The sequence below is a fragment of the Amycolatopsis melonis genome, from assembly GCF_040064235.1.
Lineage (GTDB): Bacteria > Actinomycetota > Actinomycetes > Mycobacteriales > Pseudonocardiaceae > Amycolatopsis > Amycolatopsis melonis.
The window spans coordinates 301099-319647 of sequence record NZ_JBDZYD010000010.1 but is presented as its reverse complement, the minus strand read 5'-3'; the positions used below and the strand labels follow the sequence as shown (position 1 = coordinate 319647).

Genomic DNA, 18549 nt, shown 5'->3' with positions numbered 1-18549 from the left:
ACGTGCGCGGCACCGGGCCGCGGCACCGGAACGAGCACCGAGGATTGGGCACGCGTTGGAGAGAGAGCCGGGCTTACCACCCGAGCGTGCGAGTCGTCCTCGGCGCGAAGGCGCCCCGCCCCCGAAACGGGGTGACGGGCGAGCCGCGCAGCCGGTCCGCCGCCAGCCGCCCCCGCAGCAGCAGCCACCCCCGGTCCCCCCGGAGCGCGGCCGCCGCCAGCCACCCCGCAACGGCCACCCGCGCCAGATGCCGCCCCCGGACGACGCGACGGTCCGCGACCAGCGCCCGGTCCGCCCACCCGCGGACGACCGCCAGCGCCGTTCGCGGGATGACGCTCCTGCCCGAGGCCCGCGCCCCGCACGGGACGACGCCCCGCCCCGCGACGGTCGGGCTCCCCGTGGCGATCGCCCGGCGCGGGACGACGTGCCACCGCGCGACGACCGCGCGCCCCGAGGCGACTGGCCGCACGACGAGCGGCCCCGCGACGACCGCGCCCTCCGAAGCGACCGGCCCCGCGACGACCGGGTCCCGCACGACGAGCGCCCCCGGGACGACCGTGCCCGTGGCGACCGGCCACGCGACTGGCCCCGCGACGACCGGGCTCCGCACGACGACCGTGCCCCCCATGGCGACCGGCCCCGCGACGACCGCGCTCTCCGCGAGGAACGGCCGCCGGGTCGCGTCCCGCCGCCCGGTCTTCCGCCGCAGCAGCCCCCGCCTCGGGGCGGGCAGCCGCCGCGCGCCGCCGGTGGTCCGGCACCCACCCGCGTCCAGCCCGTGCCACCCGTGCCGCCGCCCAGTGGCCCGCAGCCGCTGCCGCCGCAGGGCGGCCCGCAGCCGGGCCCGGTTCCGCACACGGGGCGGCTCCCGCAGCCCAGCCCGCCGGTGACCCCGCCGCCGGGCACGCCCGCACCCCCCGGTACTCCGCCGCCCGGCACTCCCGTGCCTCCTCGCGGCCGGGGCGCGCGCCGCCCGGCGCCGATCCGGCCGTGGCAGGAGGAGGCTCAGCGGCCGCCGGATCCCGAAGCCACCCGCTTCATCCCGCGGACCGCCGGTGTGCCGATGAACTCGCGGTGGCCGGTCGCCGACCCGGATGTCATGCGGCCGTACGACGCGCTGGCCACCCAGGTCATGCCGGCGCTCAAGGGGCCGCTGGTCAAGCCGCGCCCCGACGGGGAGGTCACCGAGGCCCCGGCCAAGGCGCCGTCGCTGGCGAAGGCGTCCGGGCGGATGGCGATCGCGTCGCTGATCAGCCGGATCACCGGCTTCCTGTGGAAGCTGCTGCTGGTCGGCGCGATCGGCCAGGGCATCGCGAACGACTCGTTCAACGTCGCCAACACGATGCCGAACATCATCTTCGAGCTGCTGATGGGTGGCGTCCTCGCCAGCGTGGTGGTGCCGCTGCTGGTCCGCTCGCAGGACGACCCCGACGGCGGGACGGCCTACACGCAGCGGCTCATCACGGTGGCGTTCACGCTGCTGCTGGTCGGCACGGTGGTGGCGGTGATCGCCGCGCCGGCGTTCACGAGTCTCTATGTCGACTCGTCCGGCAAGGCGAGCCCGGCGCTGACCACGGCGTTCGCCTACCTGCTGCTGCCGGAGATCTTCTTCTACGGCGTGTTCGCGCTGCTCTCGGCGGTGCTCAACGCCAAGCAGATCTTCGGGCCGACCGCGTGGGCGCCGGTGATCAACAACCTGGTCGTCATCTTCACGATCCTGGTCGTCTGGATCATGCCGGGGGACATCGACACCCAGAACGTGTCGATCACCGACCCGAAGGTGCTGACGCTGGGCATCGGCGTCAGCGGTGGCATCGTCGCCCAGGCGCTGCTGCTGGTGCCGCCGCTGCTGCGGTCGGGCTTCCGGTTCAAGTGGCGCTGGGGCATCGACAAGCAGATGAAGGAGTTCGGCGGCCTCGCGCTGTGGATCCTCGGCTACGTCGCGGTGTCCCAGATCGGCTACACGATCAACACGCGCGTGCTGACCAGCGGCTCGCCCGGTGGCGTGACCGCGTACAGCAACGCCTGGCTGCTCTTCCAGCTGCCGTACGGCGTCATCGGCGTCTCGCTGCTGACGGCGATCATGCCGCGGATGAGCCGCGCGGCCGCCGACGGCGACCACAAGAAGCTGATCGGCGACCTGTCGTACGCGTCCCGGATCTCGACGGTGATGCTCGTCCCGATCTCCGCGGTGATGACCGTGGTCGGCGGCTCGATCGGGATCGCGCTGTTCACCTTCGGCAAGGGCACGATCGAGACGGCCGAGCGGCTCGGCGACGCGCTGGCCATCTCGGCGTTCGCGCTGCTGCCGTACGCGCTGGTGATGCTGCAGATGCGCGTGTTCTACGCGATGAAGGACGCGCGGACGCCGACGCTGATCATGATCGTGATGACGCTGGTCAAGGTGCCGCTGCTGTACCTGTGCCCGGTGCTGCTGGCGCCGGACAACGTCGTGCTCGGCGTCATGATGGTCAACGCGCTGACGTTCGTGGTCGGCGCGATCCTCGGCCAGGTGTGGCTCTGGGTGACGCTGGGCAACCTGCGGAGCAAGCGGGTGATCGGCGTGATTCTCTTCACGGTCGTCGCGAGCGTCCTCGGGGTCGGGGCCGCGTGGGTGGCGGGCAAGATCGTGCCGGACTCGTTCGGGCCGACTTTGGGGGCATGGGCGAAGCTTCTCCTGCAGAGCGTGGTCGGGATCGTCGTCTCGTTCGGCGTGCTCATGGCGCTGAAGGTGGAAGAGCTGAAGCCGGCCACGTCCAGGTTCACCCGGTTGATCAAGCGCGGGTAACGATTCCGGTACGGAAGGCGACGACTCCCGCGTCGTATTCTGGGTACCCTCGGTGCGGGGAGCTAACGGGAGAGTGCGGGTGGACACGAGGCGGAGCGAACAGGCGGGGGGTGCGAACCACGTGGGCAAGGCCCAGGTCGGATCGCTGGCCCCCGGGCGCGTGGTCGGCGACGGCCGCTACCGCCTCCTCGCGCAGTTCGGCGTCGACGAGCGGGGCGACGCGCACCTCTGGCGCGCCCGCGACGGGCAGCTGAAGCGGGACGTCGCCCTGACCCTGCTGGTCGGCGACCCGGCCGACCCGGAAGCCGCGCGCCTGGCCCGCCGCACCCTCGAACGCGCGACGCACGCGTCGAAGTTCGGCCACGGCGGCGTCGCCCGCGTGCTCGACGTCCTCAGCCTCGGCAGCGGCGTGACGTCCAGTGAGGGACTGCTCGGCGTCGTCGTCGCGGAGTGGACCAAGGGCAGCGACCTGGTCGACCTCGTCGCGCAGCGGCCGGTGGCCCCCGCCGCGGCCGCGCGGATGGTGCAGGCGCTGGCCGAAGCCGTCGAGCAGGCGCACCAGAACGGGCTCGTGCTCGGCCTCGACCACCCCCAGCGCCTGCGGCTGACCCCGAACGGCGCGCTCAAGCTCGCGTTCCCCGGCCCGCTGCCGGAGGCGACGCTGCGTGACGACGTCAAGGCGCTCGGCGCGGTCCTGTACCTGCTGCTGACCGGCCGCTGGGCGCTGCCCGGCGGCCCGCCCGCGATCCCGGCCGCGCCGACGACACCGCAGGGCCGGATCGTCCCGCCGCGCCAGCTGGTGCCGAGCGTCCCGGCCGACCTGTCGTCGCTGGCCGTGCGCACGATCGAGGACGGCGGCAACGGCGGCATCCGCACCAGCGCGGCCATCCTCCGCGTGCTCGACCAGGTGGCCGAGGCGGAGGAGCGCACCCAGCTGATCAAGGCCGTCGGCGGCGACCCCGCGGAGCCCGACGGCGCGGTCTGGACGACGAAGAAGCCGGTCAAGGACGTCGCCCGGCGGCGCAAGCTCGCGCTGGGCGTCACCGTGCTGGTGGTCGCCACCGTCGTCATCCTCGCCTGGGGCGGGCTGATGCTGATCAACGTCGTCCAGGGCGACTCCAAGGCGAGCGGGCCGACCATCAACGTCGCCGCGCCGCCGGCGTCGAGCCAGGCCGCCAGTTCGGCGCCGCCTTCGTCGCCGGCCGCGCCGCCGCCGTCGTCGCCTGCCGTGGGTGCCCCGGTGGCCCCGCAGTCGGTGGCCGTCTACAACCCCGAGGGCAAGGGCGACAACACCGGGCGGGCGAAGTACGCGATCGACGGGAACCCGGGCACGGTCTGGCGGACCGAGAAGTACCGGCAGCAGTTCCCGACCATCAAGCCGGGCGTCGGGCTGGTCGTCACCTTCCCGGACCCGATCACGCTCAGCCAGGTGAAGGTCGTCGGCGGCACGGCGGGCACGAAGGTGGAGATCCGCTCGGCCACCGAGAAGAACCCGGACCTGGCCGACACGAAGGTGGTCGGCAACGGCGACCTGACGAACGGCGAGACGACGATCCCGCTGGCCCAGCCGACGCAGGGTGAGTACTTCATCATCTGGATCACCCAGCTGAGCGAGGCGGACGGGCAGTACATGACCGAAATCGGTGACCTGTCCTTCCTGCCTGCGGGGTGACGCACCCGACAGGGTCAGTAGGCTCTGCCGGGTGACAGCTGCAGCTCCCACGGATGCGGATCTGATAGCGGCTCACGCCGCGGGGGACCCTCATGCGTTCAGCGAACTCGTCCAGCGCCATCGCGACCGGATGTGGGCGGTGGCCCTGCGCACGGTCCGCGACCCGGAGGAGGCCGCCGACGCGTTGCAGGACGCGTTCATCTCGGCGTTCCGCGCGGCCGGGAACTTCAGAGCGGAGTCGCAGGTCACGACGTGGCTGCACCGGATCGTGGTGAACGCCTGCCTCGACCGGATCCGCCGCCGCCAGGCGCGCCCGACCGTGCCGCTGCCGGAGACGGGCTTCAACGAGCCGGCGACCCCGCGCGACTCGATGGCCGAGCGGGAGACCAGCCTGCTCGTGCGCGAGGCGCTCGACCAGCTGCCCGAGGAGCAGCGTGCCCCGATCGTGCTGGTCGACGTCGAGGGATACTCCGTCGCGGAGACGGCGAAGCTGCTCGGCATCGCCGAAGGCACGGTGAAGAGCCGGTGCGCGCGGGGCCGCGGAAAACTCGCGAAGGTTCTCGGGCACCTGCGGAACCCCGATGCGATTGCGAACGTCCCAACTCACGAAAGCAAACGCACCGGGCGCCTGCCGGGTAACGGGGAGGGACGATGACGGACGAAAGCCGGGGGATCGGGGGGACCGTCGGTCCGCCCTGGTCTGTCGACGTGCTCGCCGACCTCCACGCCGGCGTCCTGGACGACGCGCAGGCGGCCGAGCTGTGGCCGCTGGTCAACGCCGATCCGGAGGCCAGGGCGATCCTGGACGCCCTGGACGCGACGCAGGCCGACCTGGCCTCGCTCGCCGACGTGCCCGCCCCGCCGATGCCCGCCGAGTACGCGGCCCGGCTGGACGCGGCGCTGGCCGCCGAAGCAGCGGCCCGCTTTCCGGCCGCGCAACAGGCCGCTGCGGCACCACCGGACGCCCCGGTGGTGGACCTCGCGGCGGCCCGGCGCCGCCGGAACAAGCGGCTCGGCTGGGCCGCCGGCGTCCTGACCGCGGCCGCGGCGGCGGTCGTCGCGGTGACGGTCGCGATCCCGGACACCTCCCAGCAGAGCGGCACCCCGAACGTCGCCGCGCCGGCGCCTTCGGGCCCGACCGTCGGCAGCGACGGCAGCGGCGCGCAGGCCCTGGTCGGCAAGGCGATCGGCGTCCGCGACTTCGGCCCGCTGCAGAACGAGGACCGCCTGGACGCATGCATCGCGGCCGCCGGACTGGACCCGAAGGTGCGGCCGGAGGGCATCCGCCCGGTGAACGTCGGCGGCAAGGCCGGGGTGATGATCATCCTGACCACCGGCAAGCTCGCCCAGTTCCGGCTGGTGGCCTTCGGCGCGGACTGCGGACCAGGCAACCCTGCTGTGTTGTTCGACAAGGTCGTCGGGGAGAAGTAGCGGCTGTCACGAGCGGGAACATGGCCACCTACGATCGTGTTGAGCCTGGTACACGGGTCACTACGAGCGGAGGTCACGGGTGGCTGCCGAGGAAATCAGGAACCTGATCATCGTCGGGTCGGGTCCTGCCGGATACACCGCTGCCGTCTACGCGGCGCGGGCCCAGCTTGAACCGCTGGTGTTCGAGGGCACGCAGTTCGGCGGCGCGCTGATGACGACGACCGAGGTCGAGAACTTCCCCGGGTTCCGCGACGGGATCATGGGTCCGGACCTGATGGAGGAGATGCGCAAGCAGGCCGAGCGCTTCGGCGCCGAGCTGCGTGCGGAGGACGTCGAGTCGCTGGAGCTGACCGGGGACGTCAAGTACGTCCACGCGAACGGCAAGCGCTACGCCGCCCGCGCGGTGATCCTCGCCATGGGTGCGGCGGCGCGGTACCTGAACGTGCCGGGCGAGCAGGAGCTGCTCGGCCGCGGTGTGTCGGCCTGTGCGACCTGTGACGGCTTCTTCTTCCGCGACCACGACATCGTGGTCGCCGGCGGTGGCGACTCGGCGATGGAGGAGGCGACCTTCCTGACGAAGTTCGCGAAGTCCGTCACGATCGTCCACCGGCGCGACGAGTTCCGCGCCTCGAAGATCATGCTCGAGCGCGCCCGCGCCAACGAGAAGATCAAGTGGCAGCTGAACTCGCAGATCACCGAGGTGCTCGGCGACGGCAAGGTCGAGGGCCTGCGGCTGAAGGACACCAAGGACGGCTCCGAGTCGACCCTGGACGTGTCCGGCTTCTTCGTGGCGATCGGCCACGACCCGCGCAGCCAGCTGGTGAAGGGGCAGGTCGACCTGGACGAGGACGGCTACGTCATCACCAAGGGCAAGACGTCGTACACGAACCTCGACGGCGTCTTCGCGGCGGGCGACCTGGTCGACCGCACCTACCGGCAGGCGATCACCGCCGCGGGTTCCGGGTGCAGCGCGGCGATCGACGCGGAACGATGGCTGGCCGAGCACGGCGAGTCCGAGGCGCACGAAGCGGCCGAGCTGGTCGGCGGCGGCTACGGCGCGGGCACCAACTGACTTTCCGGCGTACAACCACCTGAAGGAGAAACCATGTCCAACACCGTGAAGGTGACCGACGCGACGTTCGTCGACGAGGTCCTGACCAGCGAGAAGCCGGTTCTCGTCGACTTCTGGGCCACCTGGTGCGGCCCGTGCAAGATGGTCGCCCCGGTGCTCGAGGAGATCGCGGCGGAGAAGGGGGACAAGCTGACGATCGCCAAGATCGACATCGACGAGAACCCGAACACGCCGCGTGACTACCAGGTGATGTCCATCCCGACCCTGATCCTGTTCCAGGGTGGCAAGCCGGTGAAGCAGATCGTCGGCGCCAAGCCGAAGGCCGCGCTGCTGTCGGACCTCGCCGACGTCCTCTGAGCCGATCGAGCCTGACGAACCCGGGGCCTGCGGGAATCCTCCCGTGGGCCCCGGGTTCTTTGCTCGTTCGGGCGATTCTGCCCCGCGTGGGTGAATCGAGCGTGACGACAGCCACCGTGGGTACTCCACCAACGGGTCCTTGACTGACCAACCGGGCCTGCGCTGTCACCGAGAGTTGGCAGGGCACAATAGAGGACCTGGGCTCGCCCAGCGAAGGTTTTCCCGAAGTCCTGCCACGCACCGAACCCCCGAATCGGTGCCTTAGGAAGAGCGAGGAGTGCATGCGGGTACTCCGCCGCGGTGACGCCGGTCCGGACGTCGCCGAGATCAGGTCCATCCTGGCCGGGATGGACCTGCTCCCGCCGGTCACCGGTACCGACGACTACGGCACGTTCGACGTCGCCGTCGAGCACGCCGTCCGTGCCTTCCAGCAGCGCCGTGGGCTGATCACCGACGGCGTCGTGGGTCCGGCCACGTTCCAGGCGCTCAAGGGCGCCAGCTACCACCTGGGCAGCCGCCCGCTGTCCTACCTGATCTCCTCGCCGGTGCACGGCGACGACGTCTTCACGCTCCAGGAGCGGCTCACCGAGCTCGGCTTCGACGCCGGCCGCCCCGACGGTTACTTCGGCCCGCAGACCGAGCGCGCCCTCAAGACGTTCCAGCGCGACATGCGCCTGACGCCGGACGGCGTGTGCGGCCCGGCGACCATCCGCGAGCTGCACCGCCTGTCCTCGCCGCGGGCCCGCGGCGGCCGTCCCGTCTTCCTGCGCGAGCAGGAGCAGGTGCGCCAGGCGGGGCCGCGGCTGCGGGGCAAGCGCATCGTGATCGACCCCGGCCACGGCGGCGACGACCTCGGCGTGGTCGCCGGCGGGCTGCGTGAGGCCGACATCGCGTGGGACCTCGCGCGCCGCCTCGAAGGCCGGATGAAGGCCACCGGCATGGAGGCCCTGATCTCCCGCGGCCCGAACCACAGCCCGACCGAGCTGGAGCGCGCGAAGTTCGCCAACGACGCGGGGGCGGACCTGTTCCTGTCCCTGCACAGCGACGGCAACCGCTCGCCGCGGGCCCAGGGCATCGCGAGCTTCCACTTCGGCACCGGCAACGGCACGACGTCGACGGTCGGTGAGCTGCTGGCCGGCTTCATCCAGCGCGAGGTCGCGGCCCGCACGGGCATGCTGGACTGCCGCACGCACTACAAGACGTGGGAGATCTTCACCCGCACCCGCTGCCCCGCGGTCCGGGTCGAGATCGGCTACCTGACAAACCCGGACGACGCCCGCAAGCTCGCCGACCCGGCGTTCCGCGACATCGTCGCCGAGGGCATCCTGATCGCCGTCAAGCGCCTGTACCTGCTCGGCGAGGGCGACCAGCCGACGGGCACGTTCACGTTCGCCGACGTCCTCGCGCACGAGCTCGCGAAGGCCGAATAGGGCCGACCACAACCCCTAGCGGCTCACCTTCACCTGACCCACCATCCCTGGGGACGCGATCGCCGCGTCCCCAGGTTTGCGGGCAGTCATCCACAGGTTTTCCACCGCTCCTATCAGCGCTCTGTGGATAACTCGGCACTTCTTCCACAGTTGTGCACACCTGTGTCCGGCGTGCCGGAACACAGGTCGCAAACGTTTGCGGAGAGGGTCAGGCGCGGCCGAGGCTCGGCTCGGCCGTGGTGATCGTCACCTGGCCGAGCAGCCGCTCCAGCGCCGCCTCGACGTCTTCCTTCCAGGTGATCGCCGAGCGCAGCTCCAGCCGCAGCCGCGGCCACTTCTGGTGCGGGCGGACGGTCTTGAACCCGACGCTCTGCAGGAACGCCGCGGGCAGCACGCAGCTGTGCCCGCCGTCGGGGTCCGGCTCGTCGGGCCGGGCGTCGCCGAACGCCTCGATCGCGCGCACCCCGCGTTTGGTGAGGTCCTTGGCGACGGCCTGCACCAGCATCCGGCCGAGCCCGCCACCGCGGAACTCGGGCAGCACCTGGAACGCGGTCAGCAGGACGGCGTCGGCGCTCGGCGGCGACGTCGGGAAGGCCAGCGCGCGCGGGACGGCGTTCGGCGGGGCGTAGAGCACGAACCCGACCGGCAGCGTGTCGCTGTAGACGATGCGGCCGCAGGAACCCCACTCGAGCAGCACGCTCGACACCCAGGCTTCCTTCTCGACCTCGGTCGCGCCGAACTCCTCGGCCTGGTTCTTCAGGTGCGGGGCGAGCTCCCAGTACACGCACCGGCGACAGCTCTTGGGCAGATGTTCGAGGTTGTCCAGTGTGACGCCCACGACGCGACGCGACACCCGTGACCTCCCTGACCTGCTGCTCCCGACCGGCCGCCCGGTCGTCAAGCCGCGCGAAACCGCAGCACGAACACGGGAGCCACGGTCGAGGATAGGCCGATGTGACAAGCACCGGAAGGCCAGGGGGTCCCGATGGGTGCACGGTTACACTCGAAGGAATCTGTCAACCGAGCACTGGGTGATCGTCGATGACCGAAAACCGCCCCAGCAAGCCGCACAGCGGCCGCCAGAATCTCGACCCGCACCTCGAGCGGTACGCCGCGCGCACCGCGGGGATGACCGCCTCCGAGATCCGGGCGCTGTTCGCGGTGGCCAGCCGGCCGGAGGTGGTTTCGCTCGCCGGCGGCATGCCGAACCTGGCGGCGCTCCCGCTCGACACGCTGTCGGCGCAGGTCGCGGAGATCATCGCCGAAGACGGCCTGGTGGCCCTGCAGTACGGCTCGGCGCACGGCGTCCCCGTGCTGCGCGAGCAGATCTGCGAAATCATGGCGCTGGAGGGCATCAAGGCGCACCCGGACGACGTCGTGGTGACCGTCGGCTCCCAGATGGGCCTGGACATGGTCACGCGGCTGTTCTGCGACCCGGGTGACGTGGTGATCGCCGAAGGGCCCTCCTACGTCGGCGCGCTGGGCTCGTTCGCCGCGTACCAGGCGCAGGTCGTGCACGTGGCGATGGACGACAACGGCCTGGTGCCGGAGCTGCTGCGCGAAGCGCTCGACCGGACCGAGAAGGCCGGCCGCCGGGTCAAGTTCCTCTACACGATCCCGAACTTCCACAACCCGGCCGGCGTCACGCTGGCCGTCGAGCGCCGCGCGGAGATCCTCGAGATCTGCCGCGAGCACGGCGTCCTGGTCGTCGAAGACAACCCGTACGGGTTGCTCGGCTTCGACGGCCAGACGTACCCGGCGCTGCGGTCGACCGACCCGGACAACGTCGTGTACCTCGGCTCGTTCTCCAAGACGTTCGCCTCCGGCCTGCGCGTCGGCTGGGTGCTGGCGCCGCACGCGGTGCGCGAGAAGCTCGTCCTGGCCGCGGAGTCGGCGACGCTGTGCCCGCCGACGTTCAACCAGCTGATCGTGTCGCGCTACCTGGCCACCCACGACTGGAAGGGCCAGATCAAGAAGTTCCGCGAGAACTACCGCGACCGGCGCGACGCGATCCTGTCCGCGCTCGACCAGTACCTGCCCCCCGGCTGCTCGTGGACCAAGCCGGACGGCGGCTTCTACGTCTGGGTGACGGTGCCGGAGGGCGTCGACACGAAGGCGATGCTGCCGCGCGCGGTGACCGCCCGCGTGGCGTACGCGTCCGGAACGGGTTTCTACGCCGACGGTTTCGGCAGCCGCCAGATGCGGCTGTCCTACTGCTACCCGACGCCGGAGCGGATCCGCGAGGGCGTCCGGCGGCTGGCGGCCGTGCTGGAGTCCGAGATGGACCTCGCCCGCACCTTCGGTAACGTGAGCGCGCGCCAGATCCAGGGGCCGCAGACGCCGTCCCCGGACACGGTCTAGTTCTTCTTTCCCCTAAGGAGTTTCCACGGTGGTCGACCGTACCGTTGCCGTGCTCGCCGGCGGTCTCTCGCACGAACGTGACGTCTCGCTGAGGTCGGGGCGGCGGCTGTCCGCGGCGCTGAAGTCCGAAGGCTTCGGCATCGAGGAGTGGGACACCGACGCGGGCCTGCTGGAGCGGCTGCGCACGCAGCGCCCGGACGCGGTGGTCGTCGCGCTGCACGGCGGCGAGGGCGAGAACGGCTCGGTGCAGACCGTGCTGGAGATGCTGGACGTGCCGTTCGTCGGCACCGGCTCGCAGGGCTGCCGCCGCGCGTGGGACAAGCCGACCGCGAAGGCGCTGCTGCAGAACGCCGGCTTCTCGACGCCGGGCTGGGTCGTCCTGCCGCACAGCACGTTCCGCGAGCTGGGCGCCCAGGCGGTGCTCGACGCGATGGTGGAGCGCCTCGGCCTCCCGCTGATCCTCAAGCCCGACCAGGGTGGCTCGGCGCTGGGCACCCAGGTGGTCCGCGAGGCGAGCGAACTGCCGGCGGCGATGGTCGGCTGCTTCGCCTACGGCGACACGGTGCTGGCCGAGCGGTTCGTGGACGGCGTCGAGGTGGCCGTGACGGTCGTCGAGGGCGAGGACGGGCCCGAGGCCCTCCCGGCGGTCGAGATCGTCCCGGAGAGCGGCGTGTACGACTACACGGCCCGCTACACGGCCGGCCTGACGGACTTCTTCACCCCGGCCCGGCTCGACGACAACGCGGCCAAGGCGGTGGCCGAGCTGGCCGTCGCGGTCCACCGCGTCCTCGGGCTGCGGGACATCTCCCGCACCGACGCGGTCGTGACGGCGGACGGCACGGTGTACTTCCTCGAAGTGAACCCGTCGCCGGGGCTCACCGAGACGTCGACGGTCCCGATGGCGATCGAAGCGGCGGGCCGCTCGCTCGGCACCGTGTTCGCCGACCTGATCGCGCGCGCGATTTCCCGCTGACTCTTCCCAGTCGAAAGGCCGCCTCGGAGCTTCCGTGGCGGCCTTTTCGCATGATCACCATCTGTGTGTCCGGCGGCTCCGATGCGCAATCATCACCGTGACGAAACACCCTGGGGTGATCCCTAATCGGATTCCTGTGTCCGATTTGCCGTGTTCGCGTCGATGATCGACACGATCCGCTCGAGGTCGTCGACCGAGCCGAACTCGAGGACGATCCGGCCCTTGCGGCGGCCGAGATCGACCTTCACGCGGGTGTCGAACGTGTCCGAAAGCCGGTTCGCGAGTTCCTGCAACCCGGGTGCCTGGATCGGCTTGCGGGGAGCGGGCTTCGGCTTGGCCGGCTTCTCGCTCTTCTTGAGCGTGACGGCTTCCTCGGTCGCCCGGACCGACATGCCTTCCGCGACGATGCGGGCGGCCAGCTCCTCCTGGCTCTCGGCGTCCTCCAGCGACAGCAACGCGCGCGCGTGCCCGGCGGACAGGACGCCCGCGGCGACCCGGCGCTGCACCGGCAGGGGGAGCTTGAGGAGCCGGATCGTGTTGGTGATGACCGGGCGGCTGCGGCCGATGCGGCTCGCCAGTTCCTCGTGGGTGACGGCGAACTCGTCGAGCAGCTGCTGGTAGGCCGCCGCCTCTTCGAGCGGATTCAGCTGGACGCGGTGGATGTTCTCCAGGAGCGCGTCGCGCAGCATGGACTCGTCGGCGGTCTGCCGGACGATCGCCGGGATCGCTTCGAGCTCCGCCTGCTGCGACGCCCGCAGCCGCCGCTCGCCCATGACGAGCTCGTACTCGTCGTTGCCGAGTTCGCGGACCACGATGGGCTGCATGAGCCCGAACTCGCGGATCGAGTGCTCGAGTTCGGCGAGCGCGTCCTCGTCGAAGACCTGGCGCGGCTGCTTCGGGTTGGGCTTGATCGAGCTGACCGGGATCTCGCGGTAGACGGCGCCGGCGACCTCGCCGCTGTGCGACTTCGCCGCGCCGTTGGCCGCGAACCAGCCCTTGTCGTCGGCCGCCTTCTTGTCGGCCGCCGCGTCGCCGGGCGCGGGCAGGGGACCGCCACCGGCGGGTCCGGTCGGGATCAACGCGGCGAGGCCGCGCCCCAGCCCTCCTCGACGCTCGGTCATGGCGTACTACCCCTCTCCAGCTGTGCGCCGCGCTCGGCGATCTCCTTGGCCGCGTCGACGTAGCTCATCGCGCCCCGCGAACCGGGATCGTAGGCGAGCACGGTCTGGCCGTACCCGGGCGCCTCGGACACCTTCACGCTGCGCGGGATGACGGTCTTGAGGACGGTGTCGCCGAAGTGGTTGCGGACCTCGTTCGTCACCTGGTCGGCCAGCTTGGTGCGGCCGTCGTACATGGTGAGGAGGATCGTCGAGACGTGGAGTTCGCGGTTGAGGTGCTGCTGCACGAGCTCGATGTTGCTCAGCAGCTGCCCGAGACCTTCGAGCGCGTAGTACTCGCACTGGATGGGGATGAGCACCTCCTGCGCGGCGACCATCGCGTTGACCGTGAGGAGGCCGAGCGACGGCGGGCAGTCGATGAAGACGTAGTCGACGCCGATCTCGTTGAGGATCTCCGAGGAGATCGCCTCCTTGAGCCGGGACTCGCGCGAGGCCATCGAGACGAGTTCGATCTCGGCACCGGCGAGGTCGATCGTCGCCGGGACGCAGAAGAGGTTGGGCGACTGCTCGGTCGGCTGGGCGGCGTCCGCGAGCGTCACCTCGCCGATGAGGACCTCGTAGATGGACGGCGTCCCGGAGCGGTGGTCGACGTCGAGCGCGGTGCTGGCGTTGCCCTGCGGGTCGAGGTCGACGACGAGCGTCTTGAGCCCGTGGAGCGCGAGCGCGGCGGCGAGGTTGACCGTGCTGGTGGTCTTGCCGACGCCGCCCTTCTGGTTGGCGACGGTCAGCACGCGGCGGCGGCCGGGGCGGGGGAGTTCCCCCTCCTTGGGGTGCAGCAGACGCGCGGCGCGGGCGGCTTCTTCGGCGATCGGGGTCCAGCCCACGTCGGGGGTGGTCTCCGTGGAGTCGGACGGCGGGGGATTCACCGGTCTCGACACCTCCTCCATGTAGACGTCTGGTCGGTGGTCGAGTCGCTTTGTTTCACGTGGAACATCGCGACCCGCTAGCGCTTCCTGCTCCGTGCCTTCGGCTTGCCCGGCACCGTCTTCGACGGCAGGCGACGGATCTTCACAACCGTGCTGGGGACCTCCAGGACCGCGGCACCACACTCGACGATGAGCGGATCGGCCCCGCCTGCCTTGCGGATGGCGGCGCCGTCCCGCTCGATCTCGTCCGCCGCGCTGGCGCCCTTGAGGGCGACCAGGAAGCCGTCGGGACGGACCAACGGCAGGCACCAGTCCGCGAGCCGGGCGAGCGGGGCGACCGCGCGAGCGGTGACGATGTCGGCGCCACCGAGCTGCTCACGCACAGGCCGCTCCTCCGCGCGTCCACGGACGATGGTGATCGGGAGTTCCAGCTTCTCGGCCACCTCGGCCAGCCAGTCCACCCGGCGGGCCATCGGTTCGAGCAAGACGATATCGAGGTCCGGCCGCGCGATCGCCAGCGGTACACCCGGAAGCCCCGCCCCCGACCCGACATCGACGACGCGGGCACCTTCCGGCATCTGCTCCCCGATGACGGCCGAGTTGAGGACGTGCCGCTCCCACAGCCGCTCGACTTCCCGCGGCCCGATCAACCCGCGCTCGACGCCGTGACGCTCCAGGAGTTCGACGTACCCGGCCGCTTGGTCGACGTGCTCACCGAACACTCGCGCCGCCGCCTGCTCCAAGCTCACTCCGTCTACTCCTCATCCGCCGGTTTCACGTGAAACCGTGCTCGCTCGATTGTCCCCGATGACGGAGAGAAAACGAGCCGACAGTCCGCAGATGTGGACAACTCCACTCGGACGACCGCCGCCGTGGATGGTTCCACGTGAAACATCACGCGTGTAATTCGCGCGGCCGCGCGTTCCGCAGCCGGATGCCGCTGAAGCCGAGCGTGCTGTTCGCCGCCGTTCCTGCCCGTGCGGGTGAGCAGATCACCGACCGGCTCCGGCGCGCCCAGCGGCTCGACCGGCTCCGTCGCCACAACAGCATGACCGTGTTCGCCGAAGGAGCGGAACGACGACGCCGGGAACCGGTACGCGGACAGCCGGACGGTGTGCATCGCTGTGAGCCAGCTGTACTCGATCGCGTGCATGCGCGGGGTGCCCAGGAGCACGCGGTCCACCTCGGACGTCTCCGGCGTCACCCACGCCAGCGCCCGCGGGCACTGGCGCGCGAACCAGTAGTCCGGCATCCGGGCCGAGCCGACCGCCCAGACGTGGGCCTCCGACCGCTACGCCCGAGGACCTCACCGGGCCGCGGTCGCATGCCCACAAGAAAGCGGCCCCACCCGACCGAGTCAAGTGGGGCCGCTGCGTGCGTGAAGCTCAGGACTCCGGGAAGATCACCACACGGCGCTTCGGGTCCTCGCCCTCGCTCTCGCTCGTCACGCCGGCGACCGCCGCCACCGCGTCGTGGACGACCTTGCGCTCGAACGGGCTCATCGGCTGCAGCCGCACGCGCTCGCCGCTCTTCAGGACCGACTCCGCCGTCGAGCGGCCGAGCTCCTTCAGCTCCTCGCGGCGGTCCGCGCGCCAGCCCGCGATGTCCAGCATCAGGCGGCTCCGCGAGCCCGTCTCCTGCTGGACCGCCAGGCGGGTCAGCTCCTGCAGCGCTTCGAGCACCGTGCCGCGGGGACCGACCAGCTTCTCCAGGTCCTCGCCGCCGTCGATGCTCACGATCGCGCGGCCGGCTTCCACGTCCAGGTCGATGTCACCGTCGTAGTCGAGCAGGTCCAGCAGGCGCTCGAGGTAGTCACCGGCGATGTCGCCCTCCCGCACGAGGATGTCGTCGTCGGCACCTCCCGCCTTCTGCTCGGCGGCGTCGGCGGTCTCGCCTGCCGGGGTCACGTCGTCCTGATCGGCGTCGATCGTGTCGATCGTCTCCGACATCATTCGTCTCCTCTCCGAACCGGTCGCGCCTCAGCGGCGCTTCCGGCCCGACTTCCTGGTCGAGTCCTTGAGAAGGCCCGGCACCCCCGTGCCGTTGTCCTTCGAACCGTTCGGGCCGCTCGCGTCGGCCGGGGTGGTCTGCGCGAAGCCGTGCGGCGAACCGGCCTTCGTGACCTTCTTCGCCGAGCCGCCCTGGGTGGCCGGGTTCTTCTTCTGCTGGACCGGCTTCTGGCCGACCTTCGGCGCGGCCGGCTTCTGGCCCGGCTTCGGGCCGAGCGACGCGCGCTTCTCCGCGGCCTCCGCCTTGCGGGCCGCCTCTTCCTTGTCGATCTTCGTGTAGACGAGGCGCTGCTGCATCAGCGTCCAGCCGTTGTTCGCCAGCCAGTAGAAGAGCAGGCCGATCGGGAACAGCGCACCGAAGACGAGCACACCGAGCGGGAAGACGTACATCGTCAGCTTGTTCATGATCGCGGTCTGCGGAGTGGCCGACGCGGCGTTCTGCCGGGCCACCGAGTGCCGCGCGGTGAGGTGCGTGGCGATCGACGCGACGATCATCAGCGGCAGCGCCACCGGCAGCACGTTCCAGTGCCAGCCGGACGCGCCCGTGCCGCCGATCGCGGTGATGCTGTTGTGGATGGCGTCGCCGAGGTTGACGCCGAACAGCTTCGCGTTGACGTAGGACTCGACGTCGTGCTTGCTGAAGAAGTAGTTCTCGTTCTTCTGCTCGAGCGGCTTGTTCGTGAACGCGCGGAGGACCCAGTTCAGGCCGATGAACACCGGGATCTGCAGCAGCATCGGCAGGCAGCTGCCCAGCGGGTTGACGCCGTGCTCGCGCTGGAGCTTCTGCATCTCCTGCGCCTGGCGCTGCCGGTCGTTCGCGTACTTCTTCTGGATCTTCTTCATCTCCGGCGCGAAGTCCTGCATCTTCTTCATCGACCGGACCTGGTTCACGAACGGCTTGAACATGATGCCGCGCACGGTGAACGTCAGGAAGATGATGCCGAGGATCCAGGAGACCGCCGAGGCTTCCCCGAAGATCAGCCCGAAGACCTTGTGCCAACACCAGAGGATGAAGGACACGGGGTAGTAGATGAAATCGAGCACTGCTGCTACTCCTCGATCGGTGTTTCAGGTCTGCGGTGGCGCCACGAGAACGTCTCGGGCACGGGATCGCGGCCGGGTGGCGTCCAGGGGCCGCAGCGCAGCAGGCGGCGCAGCGCGAGGTAGGAGCCGCGGCCGGCACCGTGCCGGGTGAGGGCTTCGACTGCGTACGCGCTGCAGCTCGGATAGAACCGGCAAGCCGGCGGGAGGAAGGGCGAGATCGCCTTGCGGTAGAGCTTGACGGGGAGCAGCAGGACCCAGGCGACGGGACCGGGCCGCGGGGGCTCGACGTCGTGGTCGTGGTCCTGCTCGGGGGTGGCTTGCATGCCGGTCACACCGCTGATCCGTGGTCGGGGGTCGCGTCCGCGGGACGCGTCGGGCGGGGGACATCCCCGGCCGGACGGCGCGACGACAGAAGCCCCAGCCGACGCAGCGCGGCGTCGAGATCGGCTCCGAGCTCGGCGCTGGACGCGGTCGACGACGGCGGCAATGCCCGTACGACCAACGCAGTGCCGGCGGGCAGTGTTCCGAGCCTTGCCGAAACGAGATGACGCAACCGCCGGGTGACGCGGTGGCGGACCACCGAGTTCCCGACGGCCTTGCTCACCACAAAACCCGCCCTGGCCGCCGACGGATCGGCGGCCCCGGACGGGTCCGTGGTGAGCGCGTGGACGACGAGGCGGCGCCTGCCTGCCCGGGACCCGCGACGGAGAACCACGCGGAAGTCCTCGCTCCGCCGCAGACGTGCGGCAGCCGGCAGCACGGCGCGCCTCGACCGCGGGCGATCAGGCGGAGAGCGCGGCGCGGCCCTTGCGACGGCGGGCCGCCAGGATGGCCCGGCCGGCGCGGGTGCGCATGCGCAGGCGGAACCCGTGGGTCTTCGCGCGGCGGCGGTTGTTCGGCTGGAAGGTGCGCTTACCCTTGCTCACTGCTTCTCCTGTGTCTCGCGTCGGGCGGAAAGAAAGTTCTCCCCGCCTGGCGTGTCGTGCGGGCGCACGGCAGTCTCTGGTGTCTCCTACCAACGTGTGGCCTCGTCACGGCGAGCGACGACAACGTGGGCACGCGAAACGCACCCGTCGCATACGGGAGACCTTACGAGGGTACGCACCCCGCTCGGGCGGCCGGTAACCACCCCCTCCGCCACGGTACGCGACCGGCTCGCCGGGCCGGTCACCGTCGACGCCGCGGCACCGAATGGCAACGCGCCGTACACCGTGAAATGCTTGCGGCCCAGGATGTCTTGTGGCCGCGAGCGGGGCTTGTTAGCGTGCCCCTCTCGGGTCACCGGTCGAGGTGCACGAGTATCCGGGTGGTGGAGTGCCCACCGGCGTACGACGAGCCCGCAGGTGGCGACGCCGCGGGTCGCCGTAC

General features: G+C 70.9%; 20 protein-coding genes. 9 read left to right on the top strand and 11 right to left on the bottom strand.

The annotated features are described in order from the left end of the window. Positions 1–73: 73 nt before the first annotated feature. On the bottom strand, positions 74–856 hold the full coding sequence (locus tag ABJI51_RS27335) for a hypothetical protein (RefSeq protein ID WP_348952471.1): 783 nt from the start codon (positions 854–856) through the stop codon (positions 74–76). Positions 857–982: 126 nt separating this feature from the next. Here ABJI51_RS27335 and murJ point away from each other — a divergent pair, with 126 nt between their 5' ends. The 7 genes from murJ to ABJI51_RS27300 all read left to right on the top strand — a co-directional run bounded on the left by murJ (position 983) and on the right by ABJI51_RS27300 (position 8750). Next, the gene (gene murJ, locus ABJI51_RS27330) at positions 983–2788 is read left to right on the top strand and encodes a murein biosynthesis integral membrane protein MurJ (protein ID WP_431605646.1); all 1806 of its coding nucleotides are present in this window, start codon (positions 983–985) and stop codon (positions 2786–2788) included. Between the two features lie 79 nt (positions 2789–2867). Further along, the gene (locus ABJI51_RS27325; protein WP_431605640.1) at positions 2868–4460 is read left to right on the top strand and encodes a protein kinase family protein; all 1593 of its coding nucleotides are present in this window, start codon (positions 2868–2870) and stop codon (positions 4458–4460) included. Positions 4461–4491: 31 nt separating this feature from the next. Beyond that, positions 4492–5115: an RNA polymerase sigma factor SigM gene (sigM, locus tag ABJI51_RS27320; RefSeq protein ID WP_348952474.1), complete on the top strand. Its 624-nt coding sequence runs from the start codon at positions 4492–4494 to the stop codon at positions 5113–5115. Beyond that, the gene (locus ABJI51_RS27315; RefSeq protein ID WP_348952475.1) at positions 5112–5891 is read left to right on the top strand and encodes a hypothetical protein; all 780 of its coding nucleotides are present in this window, start codon (positions 5112–5114) and stop codon (positions 5889–5891) included. Before sigM ends, ABJI51_RS27315 begins: the two co-directional genes overlap by 4 nt. Before the next feature lie 79 nt (positions 5892–5970). Then, a complete protein-coding gene (trxB, locus tag ABJI51_RS27310) occupies positions 5971–6963 on the top strand; it encodes a thioredoxin-disulfide reductase (RefSeq protein ID WP_348952476.1) in 993 nt (330 codons plus the stop codon). Between the two features lie 33 nt (positions 6964–6996). Further along, the gene (trxA, locus tag ABJI51_RS27305; protein WP_093945794.1) at positions 6997–7320 is read left to right on the top strand and encodes a thioredoxin; all 324 of its coding nucleotides are present in this window, start codon (positions 6997–6999) and stop codon (positions 7318–7320) included. Between the two features lie 281 nt (positions 7321–7601). Beyond that, a complete protein-coding gene (locus ABJI51_RS27300; RefSeq protein WP_348952477.1) occupies positions 7602–8750 on the top strand; it encodes an N-acetylmuramoyl-L-alanine amidase in 1149 nt (382 codons plus the stop codon). A 208-nt stretch (positions 8751–8958) separates the two neighbouring features. Here ABJI51_RS27300 and ABJI51_RS27295 read toward each other — a convergent pair whose 3' ends face one another. Continuing rightward, a complete protein-coding gene (locus tag ABJI51_RS27295) occupies positions 8959–9603 on the bottom strand; it encodes a GNAT family N-acetyltransferase (protein WP_348952478.1) in 645 nt (214 codons plus the stop codon). 188 nt (positions 9604–9791) lie between these two features. Here ABJI51_RS27295 and ABJI51_RS27290 point away from each other — a divergent pair, with 188 nt between their 5' ends. Both ABJI51_RS27290 and ABJI51_RS27285 read left to right on the top strand, forming a co-directional pair. Further along, a complete protein-coding gene (locus ABJI51_RS27290) occupies positions 9792–11111 on the top strand; it encodes an aminotransferase-like domain-containing protein (protein WP_348952479.1) in 1320 nt (439 codons plus the stop codon). A 28-nt stretch (positions 11112–11139) separates the two neighbouring features. Further along, entirely contained in the window at positions 11140–12084 is a 945-nt protein-coding gene (locus tag ABJI51_RS27285) for a D-alanine--D-alanine ligase family protein (RefSeq protein WP_348952480.1), read from the top strand. Between the two features lie 122 nt (positions 12085–12206). Here the strand turns inward: ABJI51_RS27285 and ABJI51_RS27280 are convergent, their stop codons facing one another. From ABJI51_RS27280 to rpmH, 9 genes are all read right to left on the bottom strand, one after another. Beyond that, entirely contained in the window at positions 12207–13205 is a 999-nt protein-coding gene (locus tag ABJI51_RS27280; protein ID WP_348952481.1) for a ParB/RepB/Spo0J family partition protein, read from the bottom strand. Beyond that, a complete protein-coding gene (locus ABJI51_RS27275; protein WP_431605641.1) occupies positions 13202–14128 on the bottom strand; it encodes a ParA family protein in 927 nt (308 codons plus the stop codon). The genes ABJI51_RS27280 and ABJI51_RS27275 overlap by 4 nt, the downstream gene beginning before the upstream one ends. Positions 14129–14205: 77 nt before the next feature. Continuing rightward, positions 14206–14877 (bottom strand): 16S rRNA (guanine(527)-N(7))-methyltransferase RsmG, encoded by a 672-nt coding sequence (gene rsmG / locus ABJI51_RS27270; RefSeq protein ID WP_348952483.1) that lies wholly within the window; start codon positions 14875–14877, stop codon positions 14206–14208. Between the two features lie 5 nt (positions 14878–14882). Beyond that, positions 14883–15380 (bottom strand): DUF6886 family protein, encoded by a 498-nt coding sequence (locus ABJI51_RS27265; RefSeq protein ID WP_348952484.1) that lies wholly within the window; start codon positions 15378–15380, stop codon positions 14883–14885. Between the two features lie 133 nt (positions 15381–15513). Further along, on the bottom strand, positions 15514–16077 hold the full coding sequence (locus ABJI51_RS27260) for a Jag family protein (protein WP_348952485.1): 564 nt from the start codon (positions 16075–16077) through the stop codon (positions 15514–15516). A gap of 30 nt (positions 16078–16107) precedes the next feature. Next, positions 16108–17181, bottom strand: coding sequence for a membrane protein insertase YidC (gene yidC / locus ABJI51_RS27255; protein WP_348952486.1), 1074 nt, complete (start codon positions 17179–17181; stop codon positions 16108–16110). 5 nt (positions 17182–17186) lie between these two features. Further along, a complete protein-coding gene (yidD, locus tag ABJI51_RS27250) occupies positions 17187–17504 on the bottom strand; it encodes a membrane protein insertion efficiency factor YidD (protein ID WP_348953034.1) in 318 nt (105 codons plus the stop codon). A 5-nt stretch (positions 17505–17509) separates the two neighbouring features. Beyond that, complete coding sequence (gene rnpA, locus ABJI51_RS27245) at positions 17510–17941, bottom strand: ribonuclease P protein component (protein WP_348952487.1); 432 nt, start codon at positions 17939–17941, stop codon at positions 17510–17512. A 22-nt stretch (positions 17942–17963) separates the two neighbouring features. After that, complete coding sequence (gene rpmH / locus ABJI51_RS27240; protein WP_043787046.1) at positions 17964–18107, bottom strand: 50S ribosomal protein L34; 144 nt, start codon at positions 18105–18107, stop codon at positions 17964–17966. Positions 18108–18549: the final 442 nt, after the last annotated feature.